15 protein-coding genes and 1 riboswitch are annotated in these 21,164 nt (G+C 72.0%); of the genes, 11 read left to right on the plus strand and 4 right to left on the minus strand.

Annotated elements, in window-relative coordinates; all coding sequences use genetic code 11:
* The first annotated feature begins 139 nt into the window (after positions 1 to 139).
* Positions 140 to 1,687, plus strand: a complete 1,548-nt coding sequence (locus ACGFZF_RS13640) for an RNA polymerase sigma factor (protein WP_393553897.1) — start codon at positions 140 to 142, stop codon at positions 1,685 to 1,687.
* Between the two features lie 170 nt (positions 1,688 to 1,857).
* On the plus strand, positions 1,858 to 2,676 hold the full coding sequence (locus ACGFZF_RS13645; protein WP_393553899.1) for a S1 family serine peptidase: 819 nt from the start codon (positions 1,858 to 1,860) through the stop codon (positions 2,674 to 2,676).
* A 137-nt stretch (positions 2,677 to 2,813) separates the two neighbouring features.
* Here the strand turns inward: ACGFZF_RS13645 and ACGFZF_RS13650 are convergent, their stop codons facing one another.
* Positions 2,814 to 3,044: a hypothetical protein gene (locus tag ACGFZF_RS13650; RefSeq protein ID WP_137992866.1), complete on the minus strand. Its 231-nt coding sequence runs from the start codon at positions 3,042 to 3,044 to the stop codon at positions 2,814 to 2,816.
* 431 nt (positions 3,045 to 3,475) lie between these two features.
* On the opposite strand from ACGFZF_RS13650, the gene ACGFZF_RS13655 reads away from it, so the two are divergent.
* The 5 genes from ACGFZF_RS13655 (at position 3,476) to ACGFZF_RS13675 (ending at position 9,971) form a co-directional block, all read left to right on the plus strand.
* The gene (locus tag ACGFZF_RS13655; RefSeq protein ID WP_393553901.1) at positions 3,476 to 5,593 is read left to right on the plus strand and encodes a type IIA DNA topoisomerase subunit B; all 2,118 of its coding nucleotides are present in this window, start codon (positions 3,476 to 3,478) and stop codon (positions 5,591 to 5,593) included.
* 181 nt (positions 5,594 to 5,774) lie between these two features.
* Complete coding sequence (locus ACGFZF_RS13660) at positions 5,775 to 6,968, plus strand: sensor histidine kinase (protein WP_393553903.1); 1,194 nt, start codon at positions 5,775 to 5,777, stop codon at positions 6,966 to 6,968.
* Complete coding sequence (locus tag ACGFZF_RS13665; protein WP_393553905.1) at positions 6,965 to 7,702, plus strand: response regulator; 738 nt, start codon at positions 6,965 to 6,967, stop codon at positions 7,700 to 7,702. Before ACGFZF_RS13660 ends, ACGFZF_RS13665 begins: the two co-directional genes overlap by 4 nt.
* Before the next feature lie 98 nt (positions 7,703 to 7,800).
* Positions 7,801 to 8,376: a DUF485 domain-containing protein gene (locus tag ACGFZF_RS13670; RefSeq protein WP_393553907.1), complete on the plus strand. Its 576-nt coding sequence runs from the start codon at positions 7,801 to 7,803 to the stop codon at positions 8,374 to 8,376.
* The gene (locus ACGFZF_RS13675) at positions 8,373 to 9,971 is read left to right on the plus strand and encodes a cation acetate symporter (protein WP_393553909.1); all 1,599 of its coding nucleotides are present in this window, start codon (positions 8,373 to 8,375) and stop codon (positions 9,969 to 9,971) included. Before ACGFZF_RS13670 ends, ACGFZF_RS13675 begins: the two co-directional genes overlap by 4 nt.
* A gap of 134 nt (positions 9,972 to 10,105) precedes the next feature.
* On the opposite strand, the gene ACGFZF_RS13680 is transcribed toward ACGFZF_RS13675, so the two are convergent.
* Positions 10,106 to 11,803, minus strand: a complete 1,698-nt coding sequence (locus ACGFZF_RS13680; protein WP_393553911.1) for an ATP-binding protein — start codon at positions 11,801 to 11,803, stop codon at positions 10,106 to 10,108.
* A gap of 156 nt (positions 11,804 to 11,959) precedes the next feature.
* Here ACGFZF_RS13680 and ACGFZF_RS13685 point away from each other — a divergent pair, with 156 nt between their 5' ends.
* The gene (locus ACGFZF_RS13685; protein WP_393553913.1) at positions 11,960 to 13,015 is read left to right on the plus strand and encodes a CobW family GTP-binding protein; all 1,056 of its coding nucleotides are present in this window, start codon (positions 11,960 to 11,962) and stop codon (positions 13,013 to 13,015) included.
* Positions 13,016 to 13,022: 7 nt separating this feature from the next.
* On the opposite strand, the gene ACGFZF_RS13690 is transcribed toward ACGFZF_RS13685, so the two are convergent.
* Complete coding sequence (locus ACGFZF_RS13690; protein ID WP_393553915.1) at positions 13,023 to 14,495, minus strand: FAD-dependent monooxygenase; 1,473 nt, start codon at positions 14,493 to 14,495, stop codon at positions 13,023 to 13,025.
* Between the two features lie 93 nt (positions 14,496 to 14,588).
* Here ACGFZF_RS13690 and ACGFZF_RS13695 point away from each other — a divergent pair, with 93 nt between their 5' ends.
* Positions 14,589 to 15,266, plus strand: coding sequence for a TetR/AcrR family transcriptional regulator C-terminal domain-containing protein (locus tag ACGFZF_RS13695; RefSeq protein ID WP_393553917.1), 678 nt, complete (start codon positions 14,589 to 14,591; stop codon positions 15,264 to 15,266).
* Between the two features lie 90 nt (positions 15,267 to 15,356).
* Here ACGFZF_RS13695 and ACGFZF_RS13700 read toward each other — a convergent pair whose 3' ends face one another.
* Positions 15,357 to 17,813: a DNA topoisomerase (ATP-hydrolyzing) subunit A gene (locus ACGFZF_RS13700; protein WP_393553919.1), complete on the minus strand. Its 2,457-nt coding sequence runs from the start codon at positions 17,811 to 17,813 to the stop codon at positions 15,357 to 15,359.
* Positions 17,814 to 18,036: 223 nt separating this feature from the next.
* Between ACGFZF_RS13700 and ACGFZF_RS13705 the strand changes: the two genes are divergently transcribed.
* Both ACGFZF_RS13705 and ACGFZF_RS13710 read left to right on the plus strand, forming a co-directional pair.
* The gene (locus tag ACGFZF_RS13705) at positions 18,037 to 19,383 is read left to right on the plus strand and encodes a pitrilysin family protein (RefSeq protein WP_356604184.1); all 1,347 of its coding nucleotides are present in this window, start codon (positions 18,037 to 18,039) and stop codon (positions 19,381 to 19,383) included.
* 26 nt (positions 19,384 to 19,409) lie between these two features.
* Positions 19,410 to 20,777: a M16 family metallopeptidase gene (locus tag ACGFZF_RS13710; protein ID WP_393554228.1), complete on the plus strand. Its 1,368-nt coding sequence runs from the start codon at positions 19,410 to 19,412 to the stop codon at positions 20,775 to 20,777.
* Between the two features lie 211 nt (positions 20,778 to 20,988).
* Positions 20,989 to 21,156, plus strand: a riboswitch (cyclic di-AMP (ydaO/yuaA leader).
* Positions 21,157 to 21,164: the final 8 nt, after the last annotated feature.

The following is a 21,164-nucleotide window of genomic DNA, read 5'->3' on the forward strand; positions in this document are numbered from 1 at the left end:
ACAGCAGCCGCCTGAGGCGCTGTGCAGTTCCCCGGTCCAGCCCGCGCGCCGTCGGCACATTCCCCGCCGACGGTCGTCGGCTCCGGCCCGATCATGGGCGGGGCCGGAAGCCGTTTTCCATCGTTCCGAGAGGTTGTTCGTGTCGGCCAGCACATCCCGTACGCTCCCGCCGGAGATCGCCGAGTCCGAGTCTGTGATGGCGCTCATCGAGCGGGGAAAGGCTGATGGGCAGATCGCCGGCGATGACGTGCGTCGGGCCTTCGAGGCTGACCAGATTCCGCCAACCCAGTGGAAGAATGTTCTGCGCAGCCTCAACCAGATCCTCGAGGAAGAGGGTGTGACGCTGATGGTCAGTGCAGCGGAGTCGCCGAAGCGCGCCCGCAAGAGCGTCGCAGCGAAGAGCCCGGCCAAGCGCACCGCCACCAAGACCGTCACCGCCAGGACGACCGTGGCCAAGAGCGTCCCGGCCGCTCCGGAGTCGGCGACGGCCGAGGGCGCGGACCCGGCCGACGAGGCCGCGGCTCCGGCCAAGAAGGCAGCCGCGAAGAAGACCGCCGTCAAGAAGACGGCGGCGAAGAAGACCGTCGCCAAGAAGACGGCGGCGAAGAAGTCCACGTCCAAGAAGGACGCCGACGACGCGGTCGAGGGCGAGGAACTGCTCGAGGACGCCGCTCCCGGCAAGGGCGAGGACGAGGAGACCGAGGGCGAGACCAAGGGCTTCGTCCTGTCCGACGAGGACGAGGACGACGCTCCCGCGCAGCAGGTCGCCGTCGCCGGTGCCACCGCGGACCCGGTCAAGGACTACCTGAAGCAGATCGGCAAGGTCCCCCTGCTCAACGCCGAGCAGGAGGTCGAGCTCGCCAAGCGCATCGAGGCCGGCCTGTTCGCCGAGGACAAGCTGGCGAACTCCGACAAGCTGGCGCCGAAGCTCAAGCGCGAGCTGGAGATCATCGCCGAGGACGGCCGCCGCGCCAAGAACCACCTGCTGGAGGCCAACCTCCGTCTGGTGGTCTCCCTGGCCAAGCGCTACACCGGCCGCGGCATGCTGTTCCTGGACCTGATCCAGGAGGGCAACCTGGGTCTGATCCGCGCCGTCGAGAAGTTCGACTACACCAAGGGCTACAAGTTCTCCACGTACGCCACCTGGTGGATCCGGCAGGCGATCACCCGCGCCATGGCCGACCAGGCCCGCACCATCCGTATCCCGGTGCACATGGTCGAGGTCATCAACAAGCTCGCCCGTGTGCAGCGCCAGATGCTCCAGGACCTGGGCCGCGAGCCCACCCCGGAGGAGCTGGCCAAGGAACTCGACATGACCCCGGAGAAGGTCATCGAGGTCCAGAAGTACGGCCGTGAGCCGATCTCCCTCCACACCCCGCTGGGTGAGGACGGCGACAGCGAGTTCGGCGACCTGATCGAGGACTCCGAGGCGGTCGTCCCGGCCGACGCGGTCAGCTTCACGCTCCTCCAGGAGCAGCTGCACTCCGTCCTCGACACGCTCTCCGAGCGTGAGGCCGGCGTGGTCTCCATGCGCTTCGGTCTCACCGACGGCCAGCCGAAGACGCTGGACGAGATCGGCAAGGTCTACGGCGTGACGCGTGAGCGGATCCGCCAGATCGAGTCCAAGACGATGTCGAAGCTGCGTCACCCGTCGCGTTCGCAGGTGCTGCGCGACTACCTCGACTAGTCACCCGTCGCCGGCCGCCCCCTGCGGGGTGTGGCCGAGCGCCAGGCGTGAAAGGGCCCGGCTCCCCCGTGGGGGAGCCGGGCCCTTCCGCTGGGCGCGGCGCGGGTGCACGGAGGAGGAGCCTGGACGACGCTGGGTGCACGGAAAGTTCCGGAGAGTCAGGAGGCTCTATGCGTCGCCCCTTCGCCCGAGCAGTGACCGCTGCTCTGGGCCTCGTCTCGGCGGCGGCGGGGCCGCTCGCCGCCGCCCCGCCCGCGTTCGCCGACAGCGTCGTGGTCGGAGGCCAGCCGGCCCGGACCGAGGAGGCCCCCTGGGTCGTGGCCCTCTCCAGCCGTGACCGGTTCGGAGGTACCCGCGCGGGGCAGTTCTGCGGAGGTGTGGTCGTGGCGCCCACGCGGGTGCTCACGGCGGCCCACTGCCTCGGCAGGGAGGTGCTCGGCGGTGAGCCGTCCCAGCTGCCCGACTTCAAGGTCATCGCGGGCCGGAGTTCGCTCGGCGGCCAGGACGGCCGGGAGGTCCGGGTCTCGTCGACGTGGATCAGCCCGGACTACGACCCGAGGACCAACTCCGGCGACCTGGCGGTGCTGACCCTGGCGACCGCGCTGCCGCAGTCGTACGTGATCGGGGTCGCGAGTCCGGGCGACGCCGTCGAGAGCCCCGGCACGGCGGCGGAGGTCTACGGGTGGGGGGACACCACGGGAAACGGCCACTACGCGTCCGCCCTGCGCTCCGCCACGGTCCAGGTGCTGCCGGACACGGCGTGCGAGCGGGCGTATCCGGGCGGTTTCGGAGCCGGCTACCGGGCCGAGACCATGCTCTGCGCGGGAGACCCGCAGGGAGGCAAGGACGCCTGCCAGGGGGACAGCGGCGGGCCGCTGGTGGCCGGTGGACGGCTCATCGGCCTGGTGTCCTGGGGCAGCGGCTGCGGCCAGGCCGAGAACCCGGGCGTCTACACCCGCGTCTCCACGGTCCTGCCGCGGAACCTCTGAGACGCCCTTCCGGCGGCCTGTGAGCCGCCGCGGCGGTCCCCGGGCACGAGAACGGGCGGCCACCCCCCTTGATCGCGGGGGCGGCCGCCCGTCGTCCGGTCAGCGACCGGCCCATGGCTCGTCGTGGATGCGAGGCGTCAGCGGTCCTCGTCTACTGCCTTGGCCGGCACGTCGGTGAGCCGGTCCGTCTCATCCTGTATCTCCGCGGCGATCTTCTTGAGTTCCGGCTCGAACTTGCGCCCGTGGTGAGCGCAGAAGAGCAGGTCTCCACCACTGGTCAGCACGACGCGCAGGTAGGCCTGGGCGCCGCAGCGGTCGCAGCGGTCAGCGGCCGTCAGGGGGCTCGCGGGGGTCAGAACAGTAGTCACGTCGCCTCTTCTCTAGCTCGACGAGCTGTCGTACCAGGGTCAACATCCAACCAGGCCGAAAACGTTCCCGCTCGTGGCTTTTCCTGGAAACTTCTTACCAAGGTGGCTGTCTGCTGCCGGTTGGCGGCGAATGAGCCGTATTGCGTCGCTCTACGGATTTCGCGTTGCTGGGTCGGTTCGTCCTCCCGGCTGGTTGCCGGTTGTTGATGAGGACGTGCCCGGAGCCTAAATGGTTCATGCGCGGAAGGGAACGTGATGTTCACGTCACCCCTTCGAGGGATCGAACATCCATACGACTCTGGACTAGCATGAGAAATCAGGGAGGGTGGCGTGACAACGGCTCTACCAGGCATCGGTACCCTCTGAACCGGTGACAGACGCCGGGCCTTACCCACCGGGCCACATTTCAAATTCAGCGAGGAGCGAACCGCGTGACCGCCGAGACGTCCGTGCCGTCCAGTGCGCTGCTGACCGCAGACCGTGACGGTTCCAACTACACCGCGCGGCACCTGCTCGTACTCGAAGGGCTCGAAGCGGTTCGCAAACGCCCCGGCATGTACATCGGGTCCACCGACAGCCGTGGCCTGATGCACTGCATCTGGGAGATCATCGACAACTCGGTCGACGAGGCCCTCGGCGGGTACTGCGACCGGATCGACGTGATCCTCCACGACGACGGCTCCGTCGAGGTGCAGGACAACGGCCGGGGCATCCCGGTCGACGTCGAGCCCAAGACCGGGCTCTCCGGCGTCGAGGTCGTCATGACCAAGCTGCACGCCGGCGGCAAGTTCGGCGGCGGCTCGTACGCGGCCTCCGGCGGTCTGCACGGCGTGGGCGCCTCCGTGGTGAACGCCCTGTCCGCCCGGCTCGACGTCGAGGTCGACCGGAACAGCGCCACGCACGCGATCAGCTTCCGCCGCGGTGTCCCCGGCATCTTCACCGAGCAGGGCCCCGACAGCCCCTTCGACCCGGCCAACGGCCTCCTGAAGGGCAAGCGCGTCCCCAAGGCCCGCACCGGCACCCGCGTCCGGTACTGGGCCGACCGCCAGATCTTCCTGAAGGACGCCAAGCTCTCCCTGGAGACGCTCCACCAGCGTGCTCGCCAGACCGCCTTCCTGGTGCCCGGCCTGACCATCGTGGTCCGCGACGAGCGGGACCTGGAGGGCGTGGGCAAGAGCGAGGAGACCTTCCGCTTCGACGGGGGCATCAGCGAGTTCTGCGAGTTCCTCGCCCAGGACAAGGCCGTCTGCGACGTCCAGCGCCTGACGGGCACCGGCACGTTCAAGGAGACGGTGCCGGTCCTCGACGACCTCGGCCACATGACCCCCACCGAGGTCACCCGGGAACTGGGCGTCGACGTGGCCCTGCGCTGGGGCACCGGCTACGACACGATGCTCAAGTCGTTCGTGAACATCATCGCCACCCCCAAGGGCGGCACCCACGTGTCCGGCTTCGAGCAGGCCATCACGAAGACCGTCAACGAGGTGCTGCGCTCCGCCAAGCTGCTGCGCGTCGCCGAGGACGACGTCGTCAAGGACGACGCCCTGGAGGGGCTCACCGCGGTCGTGACCGTCCGGCTCGCCGAGCCGCAGTTCGAGGGGCAGACCAAGGAGGTGCTGGGCACCTCCGCGGCGCGCCGGATCGTCGCCAACGTGGTCGCCAAGGAGCTGAAGGCCTTCCTGACGTCCACCCGGCGCGACGACAAGGCCCAGGCCCGCGCCGTCCTGGAGAAGGCCGTGGCGGCCGCCAGGACCCGCATCGCGGCCCGCCAGCACAAGGACGCGCAGCGCAGGAAGACCGCCCTGGAGTCCTCCTCGCTGCCGGCCAAGCTCGCCGACTGCCGCAGCGACGACGTGGAGCGCAGCGAGCTCTTCATCGTCGAGGGCGACTCCGCGCTCGGCACCGCCAAGCTCGCGCGGAACAGCGAGTTCCAGGCGCTTCTGCCGATCCGCGGCAAGATCCTCAACGTCCAGAAGTCCTCGGTCTCGGACATGCTCAAGAACGCCGAGTGCGGGGCGATCATCCAGGTCATAGGGGCGGGATCGGGCCGCACCTTCGACATCGACGCGGCCCGGTACGGCAAGGTCATCATGATGACCGACGCCGATGTCGACGGTTCCCACATCCGCACGCTGCTGCTGACGCTCTTCCAGCGCTACATGCGGCCCATGGTCGAGGCCGGCCGGGTCTTCGCGGCCGTGCCGCCGCTGCACCGCATCGAGCTCGTCCAGCCCAAGCGGGGCCAGGACAAGTACGTGTACACGTACTCGGACAACGAGCTGCGCCAGACGCTGCTGGAGTACCAGCGCAAGGGCATCCGCTACAAGGACGCCATCCAGCGCTACAAGGGCCTCGGCGAGATGGACGCCGACCAGCTGGCGGAGACCACCATGGACCCGCGCCACCGCACCCTGCGCCGGATCAACATCGGCGACCTGGAGTCCTCCGAGCAGGTCTTCGACCTGCTCATGGGCAACGACGTGGCTCCCCGCAAGGAATTCATCACCAGCTCGGCGGCGACCCTGGACCGCTCGCGCATCGACGCCTGACCGGCCGGAGCACGCGACCGAGGCCCCGAGCGGAATCCCGCTCGGGGCCTCGTGCCCGTCCGGGCACCGCGCCTCCCGGCGCCCCGTGTCCACCCGGGGGTGGAGGCGCGTGATCCGTCTCCGTGACGATCCCCTCGCCCGTGCCCGTCCGTAGCATCGTCACGACGAAGGGGGGACGACGATGGCGGACGGCGACAGGCGCGGCACCGGCAGGTGGACGGCCTGGCCCGCTCCCGAGGCGCTGAGCCGGGTCGGCGTGCCGCGGGGGCGCCTCGTGCTCGACGGCCTGCTCCTCGCGGCCCTGGGCTCCTGGGCGGTGACCAGCGCGTACCTCTCCGGTGCCTTCCCCGGCTGGTACGGCGTGGTGCCCCCGATCGGCGTGGCCCTCTGCGCGGCGGCGCTCGCCGGCTTCCACCGGACCACCCTCGCCAACCGGCTGCCCCACTCGCTCGGACTGCTCGCCGCCGTCACGGTCGTCGGACTCGGGGCGAGCCTCGCCGACGCCCCGGTGACCGCCACCCTCCTCTGGATCGTCGTCTGCGCCTCGGCCATGGAACGGCTGCCGCTCGTCGTCGGCCTCGCCACGGTCCTCGTGCTGCTCGCCGCCTTCGTCGAGGCCGACGACACCGGCATCCTCGGCGCCGCGGTCACCACCTCCGCCGTGCTGCTCGGCGGCTACTCGCTCCGGCTGGACGCCGAGGCACGCAGCGCCGGCTTCCGGCTGCTCGGGCAGGAACGGGCGGCACGTGAGGCGGAGGCCACCTCAGCGGCGCTCGCCGAGCGGGCCCGGATCGCGCGCGAGATCCACGACGTGCTGGCCCACAGCCTCTCGGCCCAGATGGTGCACCTGGAGGCCGCCCGCCTGCAGATCGAGGCCGGCGCCGACCGGGAGGTGATCCTGGAGCGGGTGGTCGCCGCCCGATCCATGGCCCGCGACGGCCTCGCGGAGACCCGCCACGCGCTCTCCGCGCTCCGCGGCGACATGGTGCCGGTGGAGGACTACCTGCGGGAGCTGGCCCGCGAGGACCGGGCGGAGGTCAGGGTGACCGGAGAGCGCCGGCCGCTGCCGGCGGAGGCATCGCAGGCGGTGCGCAGAGTGGCCCAGGAAGCCCTCACCAACGTCCGCAAGCACGCGCCGGGGGCGAGGACGACGCTGCTGCTCGCCTACGGAGCCGGGGACGTCGGTCTGGAGGTCCGGGACACCGGCACGCCCGCTGCCGAAACCGGCGGTGACGGCCCGGACGTCTCCCTGGCCGCCTCCGGCGCGGGCTACGGCCTGCTCGGCATGCGCGAGCGTGCCGAACTCCTCGGCGGCACCCTGGAGGCCGGTCCCGACGGCACGGGTTTCGCCGTACGCCTGCGGGTGCCGGCATGAGCGGGCCCGGGACGGAAGGGGCCACCGGCGAGCGGGTCGCCCGGGTGGTCGTCGCCGACGACCAGGCCATGGTCCGCGAGGGCATCGTGCTGGTCCTCGGCCTCCTTCCCGGCATCGAGGTGGTCGGTTCGGCCCGGGACGGGGAGGAGGCCGTCGCCCTGACCGCCGCACTGGCCCCCGACGTCGTCCTGATGGACCTGCGCATGCCGCGCTGCGACGGGGTGGAGGCCACCCGCCGCATCCGCGCCGAGCACCCCGGCACCGAGGTGGTCGTGCTCACCACCTACGCCGACGACGACTCGCTCTTCCCCGCGCTGCGGGCCGGAGCGCGGGGCTACCTCACCAAGGACGCGGGCGGGGAGGAGATCGTCCGGGCCGTCCGGGACGTGCTCGACGGGCGGGCCGGACTCGATCCCGCCGTCCAACGGCGGCTCCTGGAACGGCTGCTGGACCAGCCCGAACAGCACGTACCGCGCCGTGCGCCGTCCACCGGCTCGCGGGATGCCGCCGCGCCGCCCGACGGACTCACCGAGCGCGAGGCCGAGGTGCTGGCCCTGGTCGCGGACGGGCTGTCCAACCAGGAGATCTCCGTCCGCCTGCGCATCTCCACCGCGACCGTGAAGACGCACATCAACAACCTCTTCGCCAAGATCGGGGTTCGCGACCGGGCGCAGGCGGTCCGGTACGCCTATCAGCAAGGGCTCGTCAGGCCACGTGGGGATTCCGTCACCTGATGGGGTGAAGTGGCAGAGGAGAAGAGTCCTGGATCTTCCCGCTCTGTCCATTCTTGTGCACGCGGCCGAAACGGTTCGCTGACAAGGAGAGTTCACCGGTGGAGAAGCAGGAAGGGCCCGGCGCCCCCGCGGTGCGGATCGACGACCCCTGGTACGACGCCCTGGCCGCCGGCTGGGGCGAGCCGGCCGACACGGGTGAGCCGGCGGACTCCGGGTCGGCGACCGCGTTCGCGGACCGGGCCGCCGCGGGAGAGCGGGCGACGGCCGGGGACCGGCGGGACCCCTCCGGGGCACCGGACGCTCGCGCCCTGGCGCCCGGCGCCGTACCGCGGCAGCAGGCGGCCCACAGCGCCGCGGACATCTATCTGGAGGTCCAGCGCAGCCCGGCCTTCCAGGAAGTACGCAGCCGCTACCGCCGGTTCGTGATCCCGGCGTCGCTCGCCTTCCTCCTCTGGTACCTCGCCTACGTCGTGGCGGCGACCGCCGCCCCCGGGCTGATGGCCCGCCCCGTCGCCGGAGCGGTCAACGTGGCGATGCTCGCCGGACTCGGCCAGTTCCTCACCACCTTCCTGCTGACCTGGGCCTACGCCCGGCACGCCCGGCTGCGCCGGGATCGGGCAGCGCTGGAACTGCGCTGGGACACCCAGGAGATGACGAGGGGGTTCCAGCGGTGACCGGAGACCATCAGACCCTGGCGCTCGTCCTCTTCAGCGTGTTCATCGCGGTGACGCTCGGGATCACCACCTGGGTGAGCCGCAGCCGGCACGGCTCGGCCGAGGAGTTCTACGCCGGCGGCCGGCTCTTCTCCCCGATGGAGAACGGCTTCGCGATCGCCGGCGACTACATGTCCGCCGCCTCCTTCCTCGGCATCTCCGGCCTGATCGCGCTCTTCGGCTACGACGGCATGCTCTACTCCGTCGGCTTCCTGGTCGCCTGGCTCGTCGTCCTGCTGCTGGTCGCCGAACTGGTGCGCAACTGCGGCCGGTTCACCCTCGCCGACGTCGTCGCCTCCCGGATGGCCGAGCGCCCCGTGCGGATCGCCGCCGGAACCTCCTCGGTCACCGTCTCCGTGCTCTACCTCGTGGCCCAGATGGTCGGCGCCGGCAGCCTGGTCGCCCTCCTCCTCGGCGGCACGAGCGAGGCCGCCCGCTCCTGGACCGTGATCGGCGTCGGAGCGCTGATGGTGATCTACGTGTCGCTCGGCGGGATGCGGGCCACCACCTGGATCCAGATCGTCAAGGCCGTCCTGCTCATGGCGGGCACGATCGCCCTCACCGTGCTCGTCCTGCTCCGCTTCCACGGCGACTTCAACCAGCTGCTCACCACCGCCGCCGAACGCAGCGGCCACGGCCGGGACTTCCTCGGGCCGGGACTGCGCTACGGCGGAAGCTGGACCGCCCGCCTCGACTTCATCAGCCTCGGTATCGCCCTCGTCCTGGGCACCGCGGGCCTGCCGCACATCCTGTCGCGCTTCTACACGGTGCCCACCGCGCGGGCCGCCCGGCGCTCGGTCGTCTGGTCCATCGGACTGATCGGCAGCTTCTACCTGATGACGATCGTGCTCGGCTTCGGCGCGGCGGCGATCATCGGCCCGGACGCGGTCCGGGCCTCCAACGCGGCCGGCAACACCGCCGTCCCCCTGCTCGCGCTCGACCTCGGCGGGGGAGCCGGATCGACCGGCGGCACCGTGCTCTTCGCGGTCGTCGCGGCCGTCGCCTTCGCGACGATCCTGGCCGTCGTCGCGGGCATCACGCTCGCCTCCTCGGCGTCCGTCGCCCACGACCTGTACGCCTCGCTGCGCCGCCGCAGCGCCCATGCCAAGCAGTACAGCGAGGTGACGGTGGCCCGGCTCGCCGCCGCCGGGATCGGGGCGGCCGCGATCGGCCTGGGGCTCCTCGCGCGCGACCTCAACGTGGCCTTCCTGGTCGGCCTCGCCTTCGCGGTCGCCGCGTCCGCCAACCTGCCCGTGCTGCTCTACTCGCTCTTCTGGCGGAACTTCACCACGCGGGGGGCGGTCTGGGCGGTGTACGGAGGGCTCGTCCCGGCCGTCGTGCTGGTGGTCCTCTCCCCGGTGGTCTCCGGCACTCCGGAGGCGCTGTTCCCCGGTGCCGACTTCCGCGTCTTCCCGCTGCAGAACCCCGGGGTGGTCTCCATCCCGCTGGGCTTCCTGGCCGGCTGGATCGGGACCATCACCTCACCCGAGCCGCCGGACGAGGCCCGGCACGCCGAGACGGAGGTCCGCGCGCTCACGGGGGCGGGGGCGGTCTGACCGGTCCAGGCCCCGTCCGGGCCGCCGGAGTCCGCACCTCCCGGCTCCGCCCGCTCCCCGGTCGGTCTCAGCCGCCCGAGGCCGCCCAGACGTAGCGGTGCTCGGGGCGTCGTCGTCCACGACGAGGACGCCGATCACCGGGCCTCCTCCGGGGAGCCGGTGCCGACCGGGAGGCCCGGCTCCGCCACCGGCCCGTCCGGCGCGGGCTCGTCCAGCGCCTCCGGGAGGACGACGGTGAACTCCGCCCCGCTCCCGTCGGGCCCCGCGCCGACCCGGGCGCTGCCGCCCCGGCGTTCGGCGAGGCGGCGTACGAGCGCCAGGCCCAGGCCGCGCTTGCCGTGGGACGGCGGCTCCTTGGTGGTCCAGCCCTCGGTGAAGATCAGCTCGCGCCGGTCGGGGGGCACGCCCGGGCCGCTGTCGGCGACCCGCAGGACGACGGTGCGTCCCTCGGCGCGGACGGTGAGCTCGACCCGCGGTTCGGGCGTGCCCGCGGCGGCGTCGAGCGCGTTGTCGACGAGGTTGCCGACGACCGTGACGAGCTCGCGCGGGTCCACCAGACGGTCGGGGAGCAGCGAGCCGGGGGTGATCCGCAGGGCGACGCCCCGCTCCGCCGCGACGGTGCCCTTGCCGACGAGGAGGGCGGCCAGCAGCGGGTCGTGGATCTTCTCCGTGACCTGCTCGGCGGTGGCGCGATGGACCCCGACGACCTCGGTGACGAACTCGACGGCCTCCTCGTGCAGGTCCAGTTCCAGCAGGCCGAGCAGGGTGTGGAGCCGGTTGGCGTGCTCGTGGTCCTGCGCGCGCAGCGCGTCGATGAGGCCTCGGGTGGAGTCCAGTTCGCGGCCGAGCCGTTCCAGCTCGGTGCGGTCGCGCAGGGTGGCGACGGCGCCGCCGTCGTCCGTGGGCATCCGGTTGGCGATCAGCACCCGGTGGCCGCGCACGGTCACCAGATCCTCGCCGGTGACGCGGCCGGCCAGCACGTCGGCCGTACGGCCGGAGCCGAGTACCTCCTCCAGCGGGCGCCCGGCGGCCTCGGGACCGATCCCGAGGAGGCGCTGCGCCTCGTCGTTCATCAGCCGGACGCGGCCGGAACCGTCCAGGGCGACGACCCCCTCACGAATGCCGTGCAGCATCGCCTCGCGTTCGGCGAGCAACGCGGAGATGTCGGAGAAGGCCAGGTCGTGGGTCTGCCGCTGGAGCCTGCGGGAGATCAGGTACGCGGCGAGCGCGCCGGCGGCCAGCGCGCCGCCGGCATACGCGAGGAGACCAGGGATCGCCCCGAGGAGACGGTCGTGGACGCTGTCGTACTCGATGCCGACCGACACCGCGCCGACGATGGCACCGCCGGAGTCCCGCAGCGGTGCCTTCCCGCGCGCGGAGCGGCCGAGGGTGCCGTCGTCGATCTCCATGACCTCGCGGCCGGCGAGCGCCGCGCTGGGATCGGTGGAGACGACCCTGCCGATCTGCGCGGGGTCGGTGTGGGACCAGCGCACGCCCCGGGTGTCCATGACGACGACGTACTCGGCGCCGGTCGACCGCCGGATCCGCTCCGCCTCCGCCTGCACCAGGCCGCTCGCGGACGGCGCGGTCCGCCCGAGCGCGGCGGCCACCTCGGGGGAGGCCGTCGTCTCGGCGATGGCGAGCGCGCGCCGCATGGCCTGGTCGTCGAGCTGGGCGCTCAGCGGCGCCAGGAAGAGGCCGGTGGCCAGCACCGTGACACCGGTGGCGATGGCCAGCTGCATGAGCAGGACCTGCGAGAAGACCCGTCGAGGCCGGCCGAACCGCGGACGGCGCGCGAGGTGCCGTGGCGCGGTGGTCGAAGCGGGACGCATGCCGGGAACCGTAAGCGGAACCGGAGCGTGACCGGAAGTCCCGGAGCTCCGGGAACCGTAAGCGGAACCGGAGCGTGACCGGAAGTCCCGGAGCCCCGGCCGTGCCCCGGGGCGTGCCTATCCTGGGGGCTTCGCCGAGACACCGGAGGGCTTCCCTTGAGCACGCAGCAGATCCCCGTCGTGATCCTCTCCGGGTTCCTGGGGGCGGGCAAGACGACGCTGCTCAACCATCTGCTGCGCAGTGCCCGCGGGACCCGGATCGGGGTCATGGTCAACGACTTCGGGGACATCGGGATCGACGCGATGACCGTCGCCGGACAGGTCGGGTCCACCGTGTCCCTCGGCAACGGCTGCCTGTGCTGCGCCGTCGACGCGAGCGAACTGGACGAGTACCTGGAGGTCCTCACCCGACCCTCCTCCGGGCTCGACGTGATCGTCATCGAGGCGAGCGGCCTGGCCGAGCCGCAGGAGCTGGTACGGATGGTGCTCGCCAGTGAGAACGCGCGGGTCATGTACGGCGGCCTCGTCCAGGTCGTCGACGCCGCCGAGTTCGCCGCGACCCGGGAGCGGCACCCCGAGACCGACCGCCACCTCGCCCTCGCGGACCTCGTCGTGGTGAACAAGGCGGACCGGGTGCCGGAGGAGGAGCTCGGCACCGTGCACGAGACGGTCGCCGAACTGGCGGACCGGGCCGCCGTGATCCGCGCCTCGTACGGGCGCGTCGACCCCGAGGTCCTCTTCGACCGGGTCGTGCCCGAGGGCGAGATCGAGGGGCAGATGTCCATCGAGGACCTGCTCCACGGCGACCCGGACGACGAGGCGGGGCATCCGCACGCGCACTACGAGGCCCTGTCGTTCTCCACCGGCACCGCCCTGCACCCGCGACGCCTGATGGCCTTCCTCGACTCCCGGCCGCGGGGCCTCTACCGCATCAAGGGCTTCGTCGATCTCGGCTCGGCCGATCCGGACAACCGTTACCTCGTCCACGCGGTCGGCCGCTTCCTGCGCTTCTTCCCCGAGCCCTGGCCCGCCGGCGAGGAGAGGCTGACCCAGCTGGTGCTCATCGGCTCCGGCATCGACGCGCCGGCGCTGCGCAAGGGGCTCGCCGGGTGCGAGCTGAACGGCCCCGGGGACGTCCCCGACGAGCACAGCATGTGGGGCGTCCTGCGCTACGTACCGGAGCCGGAGCCCGCGCCGGACGTGGTGCCGTAGCGGCCCGTCAGGCTCCGGCGGCCGCCGGGACGGGGGCGACGCCGACGGCGGCGAGGTAGTCCGCGAGACCGTCCGCGCTCTCGCCCGCCCAGCCCACGTACCCGTCGGGCCGGATCAGGAAGAGGCCCGTCCCGTAGGGCTCGTACGCGTCGAGGCGGGCCGTGCGCACCGTGGGTGTCCCGAGGGCCGGGGGCTCCGTGCCGACGGCGAGGAGCGTGAAGTGCGGCCCGCGGAAGACGTCGAAGAGGCGCTCCCGGCCGTACGGCCCGTCCGGAGCGCGGTCGCCCGCCCGCAGCGCGTCCTCGGCGAGCCCGGTCCGGGTCTCGACGGCGAGGGCCGAGTCCCGGTACCCCAGGCCGAGCTGCTGGACCTCCTCGCCCCGCCGGGTGTTCTCCCCCTCGGCGGAGGCGCGGTGGATCCGCGTGCTGATGCCGAGCACGTCGGCGGCGACCGGCATCCGCTCGGCCTCGTAGGAGTCGAGCAGCGCGGCCGGGGCGCCGTGGCGCAGCACCTGGCCGAGCTTCCACCCGAGGTTGTAGGCGTCCTGCATGCTCGTGTTGAGGCCCTGGCCGCCGGCGGGGGAGTGCACGTGCGCCGCGTCGCCCGCCAGGAAGACCCGCCCGTCGCGGAACCGGTCCGCCATCGCCGCGCGGGCCCGGAAGTCGGAGGCCCACAGCACCTCGACGACGTCCGCGGCGGCGAGCGGGGTGCGCTCGGCGACGAGCCCGCGCACCGCCTCTGCCGAGGTGTCCACGAGGGCCGCCTCGTCCTCGAACCCGGCGATCAGCTGGAAGTGGTCGGCCCCGGGCAGCGGGCACAGTGCCACGCCACCGCCGGGCGCCTTGGGCCAGATGTGCCAGTTGGCCCGGTCCGCGAGCGCCTTCGCGGAGAGCCGGACGTCGGCGACGAGCATCGGCCGCGGGTCGACGGTCTCGCCCGTCATGCCGATGCCGAGGGCCTTGCGGACCGTGGAGCGTCCGCCGTCGGCCGCCACGAGGTAGGACGCCCGCACCGTCTCGCCGGTGGAGAGCTCCGCCTCGACCCCGTCCGCGGACCGGCGGAAGCCGGTGAGCGCCGCGCCGAACCGGACCCCGCCCCCGAGCTCCGCCAGCCGCTCGTGCAGCAGCTCCTGGGTCCGGGACTGCGGGATGAGCAGCGTGTTGGCGTACGGGACCTGCTCGGTCGGCTCGGAGCGCTTCATCATGTCCCACTCGTGCTGACGCTCCGTGCCCTCCCAGGCGAGCATCCGCGGGTAGAGGGACGCAGACGCCTGGACGCGGGGCAGCACGCCGAGGTCGTCCAGGACCTCCTGACTGCGCGGCTGGACGCCCTTTCCGCGCGAGCCGGGGAAGAGCCGGTCCGCCTGCTCGACCAGCAGGGTGCGCACGCCCCGGCGGGCCAGGTCGATGGCGAGCACCAGTCCGGTGGGGCCCGCTCCGACGACGAGGACGTCCGTCCCGGTGTTCGTGTCGCTGCTCATGCCACTGTCTCCACGTTCCTTAACGCTGTTAAGTTCCATGGCCCGGAGCATCTCCTTAACGGTGTTAAGTTGTCAAGGGGATACCGTGACGGGGTGGCGACGAAGAAGACGAACCGGCTGGACCCCGCGCAGGTGGCGGAGACCGCGCTGGGCCTGCTGAACGAGCGGGGCCTCGAAGGGCTCACGCTGCGCGCGATCGCCCAGGAGCTGAACGTGCAGGCGCCCGCGCTCTACTGGCACTTCAAGAACAAGCAGGCGCTGCTCGACGAGATGGCGACCGTGATGTACCGGCAGATGGTCGCCGACCCCACGGCGCGGCCGGCCGGCGACCTGGGCTGGCAGGAGCGGATCCTCGCGGTCAACCGGGGCCTGCGCGCCGGGCTGCTGCGCTATCGCGACGGCGCCAAGGTCTACAGCGGCGCCCGCTTCACCGGGACCGACTTCGCCGCGGACATGGAGCTCCAGCTCGGCGCGCTCGTCGAGGCGGGCTTCTCGCTGCACCAGGCGGTACGGGCCAGCACCACGGCGTACATGTTCACGCTGGGCTTCGTGACGGAGGAGCAGGGCGCCGAGCCGGTGCCGGGGCAGCCGCGCGAGGGCTTCGACGTCGAGCGGCGGGCGGAGCGGCTGGCCGAGTACCCGCTCTCGGCGGCGGCCGGGACGGAGCTCTTCACCGACTACGACACCGGCTTCGAGGACGGACTGCGCCTGATCGTCGCCGGGATCGAGGCGACGTACGCGCCCACGGTCCCGCCCCGCGACCCGTCCTGACACCGGCCCTCGCCCGGGCCGCGGGACGGCGAACGCCCCCTGTCCCGCGCCGTGGCGCGGGACAGGGGGCGTTCGCGTGGGGTCGGAGCGCTATCCGAGAGGGCCGGCCAGGGAGGCCACGGCCGCGGTCGGCGGGGTGCCCGAGCCGTCCCGTCGCGGGTCGGTCTCCGGGAGCTCTACCGGCGTGCCGTTCTGCTGCGCCGCGCGGGCCGGTGCCTCGCCCGCCCAGGCCAGCAGGAGCATGTCCTCGCCCTTCAGGAACCGCTGGCAGCGCACACCACCGGTCGCCCGTCCCTTGCGGGGGTACTGGTCGAACGGCGTCAGCTTCCACGACGTGCCGGCCGAGTCGTCCAGCGTGCCCGTGGAGCCCGCGACCGTGAACACCACCGCGTCCGCTCCCGGATCCACCGCCGTGAACGAGAGCACCTCGGCACCGGCGCCGAGCTTGATGCCCGCCATGCCGCCCGCGGGACGGCCCTGCGGGCGCACCTGGGACGCCTGGTAGCGCAGGAGCTGGGCTTCGGACGTGATGAACACCAGGTCCTCCTCGCCCGTGCGCAGCTCGGTCGCGCCGACGATCCGGTCACCGTCCTTGAGGGTGATGACCTCCAGCTCCTCCTTGTTCGCCGGGTAGTCCGGCACCACCCGCTTCACCACGCCCTGGAGCGTGCCGAGCGCCAGGCCCTGCGAGGACTCGTCGAGCGTGGTCAGGCAGACCACCGTCTCGTCGTCCTCCAGGTTGAGGAACTCCGTCACCGGCGCCCCGCCGGCGAGGTTCGGCGCGGACGCGGTGTCCGGGAGCTGGGGCAGATCGATCACCGCGAGCCGCAGCAGGCGCCCGGCCGAGGTCACGGCACCGACCTCGCCCCGCTGGGTGGCCGCGACGGCCGAGACGACCACGTCGTGCTTGACCCGCCTGCCGTCCTCCGCCGCCGGCACGTCCGCCTTCGCCGTGCGGGCCAGCAGGCCCGTCGAGGAGAGCAGCACCCGGCACGGGTCGTCCGCGACCTGCAGGGCCACGGCCGCGACCGGCGCGCCCGCCGACTCCAGCAGGACCGTGCGGCGGTCCGTCCCGAACTTCTTCGCCACCGCGGCCAGTTCGGCGGAGACGAGCTTGCGCAGCTCGCTGTCCGAGTCGAGGATCCCGGTCAGCTCGTCGATCTCGCCGTTGAGCCGGTCGCGCTCGGTCTCCAGCTCGATCCGGTCGAACTTGGTGAGCCGGCGCAGCGGGGTGTCCAGGATGTACTGCGTCTGGACCTCGCTCAGCGAGAAGTGCTCGATCAGGCGCTCCTTGGCCTGCGCGGAGTTCTCGCTGGAACGGATGAGGCGGATGACCTCGTCGATGTCGAGCAGTGCGACGAGCAGGCCCTCGACCAGGTGCAGCCGGTCGCGCTTCTTGCCCCGGCGGAACTCGGAGCGGCGGCGCACCACCGTGAAGCGGTGGTCGAGGTAGACCTCCAGGAGCTCCTTGAGCCCCAGGGTGAGGGGCTGACCGTCGACCAGCGCCACGTTGTTGATGCCGAAGGACTCCTCCATCGGCGTCAGCTTGTACAGCTGCTCCAGGACGGCCTCCGGCACGAAGCCGTTCTTGACCTCGATGACGAGACGCAGTCCGTGGGCGCGGTCGGTGAGGTCCTTGACGTCCGCGATGCCCTGGAGCTTCTTGGAGCCGACCAGGTCCTTGATCTTGGAGATGACCTTCTCGGGGCCGACCGTGAAGGGCAGTTCGGTGACGACGATGCCCTTGCGGCGGGCGGTCACGGTCTCCACCGTCGTCGTGGCGCGGATCTTGAACGTGCCGCGGCCGCTCTCGTAGGCGTCCTTGATGCCGGACAGGCCGACGATCCGGCCGCCGGTCGGCAGGTCGGGTCCGGGCACGAAGCGCATGAGCGCTTCCAGGTCCGCGTTCGGGTGGCGGATCAGGTGTCGGGCGGCGGCGATCACCTCGCCGAGGTTGTGCGGCGGCATGTTCGTCGCCATGCCGACGGCGATCCCGGACGCGCCGTTGACCAGCAGGTTCGGGTACGCGGCGGGGAGCGCGACCGGCTCCTGCTCCTGGCCGTCGTAGTTCGGCGCGAAGTCGACGGTGTCCTCGTCGATCGACTCCGTCATCATCAGCGCCGCGGCGGCCATCCGGGACTCGGTGTACCTCATGGCGGCCGGCGGGTCGTCGTTGCCGAGGGAGCCGAAGTTGCCGTGGCCGTCGACGAGGGGGACGCGCATGGAGAACGGCTGGGCCATCCGGACCATGGCGTCGTAGATCGACGAGTCGCCGTGCGGGTGCAGCTTGCCCATGACCTCGCCGACGACGCGCGCGCACTTCACGTAGCCGCGGTCGGGGCGCAGGCCCATCTCGTTCATCTGGTACACGATGCGGCGCTGCACCGGCTTCATGCCGTCGCGGGCGTCCGGCAGCGCGCGCGAGTAGATCACCGAGTACGCGTACTCGAGGAAGGAGCCCTGCATCTCGTCGACGACGTCGATGTCGAGGATTCTCTCCTCGAACGCGTCGTCCGGCGGCGGTGTCTTCGTGCTGCGGCGGGCCATCGCGGCTGCGGCTCCTTCACCAACATGGTTGATCTGACGCGGACCATTGTGGACCGTGCCACTGACAAGTCCGACCGCGACCCGGTCAAGGCGTCCGTCGGCCGTACGCGAGCGCCGCGGTACCCGGAAGAGGGACGCCACGAACCTGCGGGAACTTCGCCAGGTGTCAGCGCGCTTGCATACAGTGGCAGGACTTTTCCACATCGCGATCGAAGGGACGTACATGCCCATGGGTCACACGGCCACAGCCGAGGCCGGCTCCGGAGGCCTGACAGCGACCGAGCACCGGCTGGCCAACGGCCTGCGCGTGGTGCTCTCCGAGGACCACCTGACCCCGGTCGCCGCGGTCTGCCTCTGGTACGACGTCGGTTCGCGCCACGAGGTCGCGGGCCGCACCGGCCTGGCCCACCTCTTCGAGCACCTGATGTTCCAGGGATCGAAGCAGGTCCACGGCAACGGCCACTTCGAGCTGGTCCAGGGCGCGGGCGGTTCGCTCAACGGTACGACGAGCTTCGAGCGCACCAACTACTTCGAGACCATGCCGACCCACCAGCTGGAGCTCGCGCTCTGGCTGGAGGCGGACCGCATGGGCTCGCTGCTCACCGCGCTGGACGACACCTCGATGGAGAACCAGCGGGACGTCGTCAAGAACGAGCGCCGCCAGCGGTACGACAACGTTCCCTACGGCACCGCCTTCGAGCGGCTGACCGCGCTGGCCTACCCGGACGGCCACCCGTACCACCACACCCCGATCGGCTCCATGGCCGACCTGGACGCGGCCACCCTGGAGGACGCGCGGGCCTTCTTCCGCACGTACTACGCGCCGAACAACGCGGTGCTGTCGGTCGTCGGCGACATCGATCCGGCGCAGACCCTCGCCTGGATCGAGAAGTACTTCGGCTCCATCCCGTCCCACGACGGCAAGCTGCCCCCGCGCGACGGCACCCTGCCCGACGTCATCGGCGAGCAGCTGCGCGAGGTCGTCGAGGAGGAGGTCCCGGCCCGCGCGCTGATGGCCGCCTACCGCCTGCCGCACGACGGCACGCGCGAGTGCGACGCCGCCGACCTGGCCCTGACCGTCCTCGGTGGCGGGGAGTCCTCCCGGCTGCACAACCGCCTGGTCCGCCGCGACCGCACGGCCGTCGCCGCCGGCTTCGGGCTGCTGCGGCTCGCGGGCGCCCCCTCGCTCGGCTGGCTGGACGTCAAGACCTCCGGCGGCGTCGAGGTGCCCGAGATCGAGGCCGCCGTCGACGAGGAGCTGGCCCGCTTCGCGGCCGAGGGCCCGACGCCGGAGGAGATGGAGCGCGCGCAGGCCCAGTTGGAGCGCGAGTGGCTGGACCGGCTCGGCACCGTCGCCGGCCGTGCCGACGAACTGTGCCGCTTCGCGGTGCTGTTCGGCGACCCGCAGCTCGCCCTGACCGCGGTGAACCGCGTCCTGGACGTCACCGCCGACGAGGTGCGCGCGGTGGCCCAGGCCCGCCTGCGTCCGGACAACCGCGCGGTCCTGGTCTACGAGCCGGTCGCCGCCGAGCAGAGCGACAGCGACGAGGAAGAGGGAGCGGAGCAGTGACCGACGCCGCCGCGTCTTTGACGAGCATGGAGTTCCACCCGCAGCCGACGCCCGGTGCGGCCCGCCCCTGGGCCTTCCCGGCCCCGGACCGCGGCGCGCTGGACAACGGCCTGACCGTGCTGCGCTGCCTGCGCCCGGGCCAGCAGGTGGTGGCCGTGGAGATCTTCCTCGACGCCCCGCTGGACGCCGAGCCCGAGGGCCTGGACGGCGTGGCCACCATCATGGCCCGCGCCCTGTCCGAGGGCACGGACAAGCACTCCGCCGAGGAGTTCGCCGCCGAGCTGGAGCGCTGCGGCGCCACGCTCGACGCGCACGCCGACCACCCCGGCGTCCGGGTGTCCCTGGAGGTGCCCGTCTCCCGGCTGCCCAAGGCCCTCGGCCTGGTCGCCGAGGCCCTGATCGCGCCGGCCTTCGTCGAGACCGAGATCGAGCGCCTGGTGCGCAACCGGCTCGACGAGATCCCGCACGAGACGGCGAACCCGGGGCGCCGGGCGGCCAAGCAGCTCTCCAAGGAGCTGTTCCCGGCCGGCTCGCGCATGTCCCGGCCGCGGCAGGGCACCGAGGAGACGGTCGCCGCGATCGACGCCTCGGCCGTCCGTGCCTTCTACGAGGCCCACGTCCGCCCCGCCACGGCCACCGCCGTCGTCGTCGGCGACTTCACCGACGTGGACGTGGACAAGATCCTCGCCGAGACGCTGGGCGCCTGGACGGGCGACACCGCCGAGGCCCGCCCCGTCCCGCCGATCACGGCCGACGACACCGGCCGGGTGGTCATCGTGGACCGTCCCGGCGCCGTCCAGACCCAGCTGCTGATCGGCCGCGTCGGGGCCGACCGGCACGACCGCGTATGGCCCGCCCAGGTCCTCGGGACGTACTGCCTCGGCGGCACGCTCACCTCCCGCCTGGACCGCGTGCTGCGCGAGGAGAAGGGCTACACCTACGGTGTCCGGTCCTTCGGGCAGGTGCTCCGCTCCGACGGCGCGGGCAACGGCGCCTCGATGCTCGCCATCAGCGGATCCGTGGACACCCCCAACACCGGACCGGCACTTGACGACCTGTGGAAGGTGCTCCGCACCCTCGCCGCCGAGGGTCTGACGGACGCCGAGCGGGACGTGGCCGTGCAGAACCTCGTGGGCGTGGCGCCGCTCAAGTACGAGACGGCCGCCTCCGTCGCCGCGACGCTCGCCGACCAGGTCGAGCAGCACCTTCCGGACGACTACCAGGCGCAGTTGTACGCGCGGCTGGCCGAGACGGGCACGGTCGAGGCGACCGCCGCCGTCGTCAACGCATTCCCGGTGGACCGTCTGGTCACCGTCCTCGTTGGCGACGCCGCCGCGATCGCGGACCCGGTCCGTGCGCTCGGCATCGGCGCAGTGACCGTCGTCTCCGGCTGATTGCCGAGACCGGTGGCCGAAAAGGCACGGCAGCGGGACCCCGATCGAGTGGTATGTCGGGGTCCTCTGCTTTGTCCGGAATGGAGGGCTGAGTGATCGTTTGCCCTGTGGCATGTCTTACAAACGGGCCTGTCTGTTTGGCGATTGAAAGACGGTCCGCTTAGCTTCGTTCCGGCTGTCCGCCAGTTGCACCCGCCGCGCCCGCGGCATCGGACAGTCATCGCCGAGTCCCCGTCAGGCGCGAGCCTGGGGAGCCGGGGACCCACAACGAAGTCCCTGGGGTGAATCGGACGCCTTCGCACCCGTGCGGAGGGGCCCGTAGGAGACCTTCCTGCTCCGAACCCGTCAGCTAACCCGGTAGGCGAGAAGGAAGGAAAGGATCAGCCA

The organism is Streptomyces sp. NPDC048338, from assembly GCF_043201055.1.
GTDB lineage: Bacteria > Actinomycetota > Actinomycetes > Streptomycetales > Streptomycetaceae > Streptomyces.

Coding starts and splice junctions, on each gene's coding strand:
- ACGFZF_RS13710 (WP_393554228.1), top strand. CDS start 19,410: ATGGAGTTCCACCCGCAGCCGACGCCCGGTGCGGCCCGCCCCTGGGCC.
- ACGFZF_RS13680 (WP_393553911.1), bottom strand. CDS start 11,803: ATGCGTCCCGCTTCGACCACCGCGCCACGGCACCTCGCGCGCCGTCCG.
- ACGFZF_RS13690 (WP_393553915.1), bottom strand. CDS start 14,495: ATGAGCAGCGACACGAACACCGGGACGGACGTCCTCGTCGTCGGAGCG.
- ACGFZF_RS13660 (WP_393553903.1), top strand. CDS start 5,775: ATGGCGGACGGCGACAGGCGCGGCACCGGCAGGTGGACGGCCTGGCCC.
- ACGFZF_RS13705 (WP_356604184.1), top strand. CDS start 18,037: ATGCCCATGGGTCACACGGCCACAGCCGAGGCCGGCTCCGGAGGCCTG.
- ACGFZF_RS13700 (WP_393553919.1), bottom strand. CDS start 17,813: ATGGCCCGCCGCAGCACGAAGACACCGCCGCCGGACGACGCGTTCGAG.
- ACGFZF_RS13645 (WP_393553899.1), top strand. CDS start 1,858: ATGCGTCGCCCCTTCGCCCGAGCAGTGACCGCTGCTCTGGGCCTCGTC.
- ACGFZF_RS13665 (WP_393553905.1), top strand. CDS start 6,965: ATGAGCGGGCCCGGGACGGAAGGGGCCACCGGCGAGCGGGTCGCCCGG.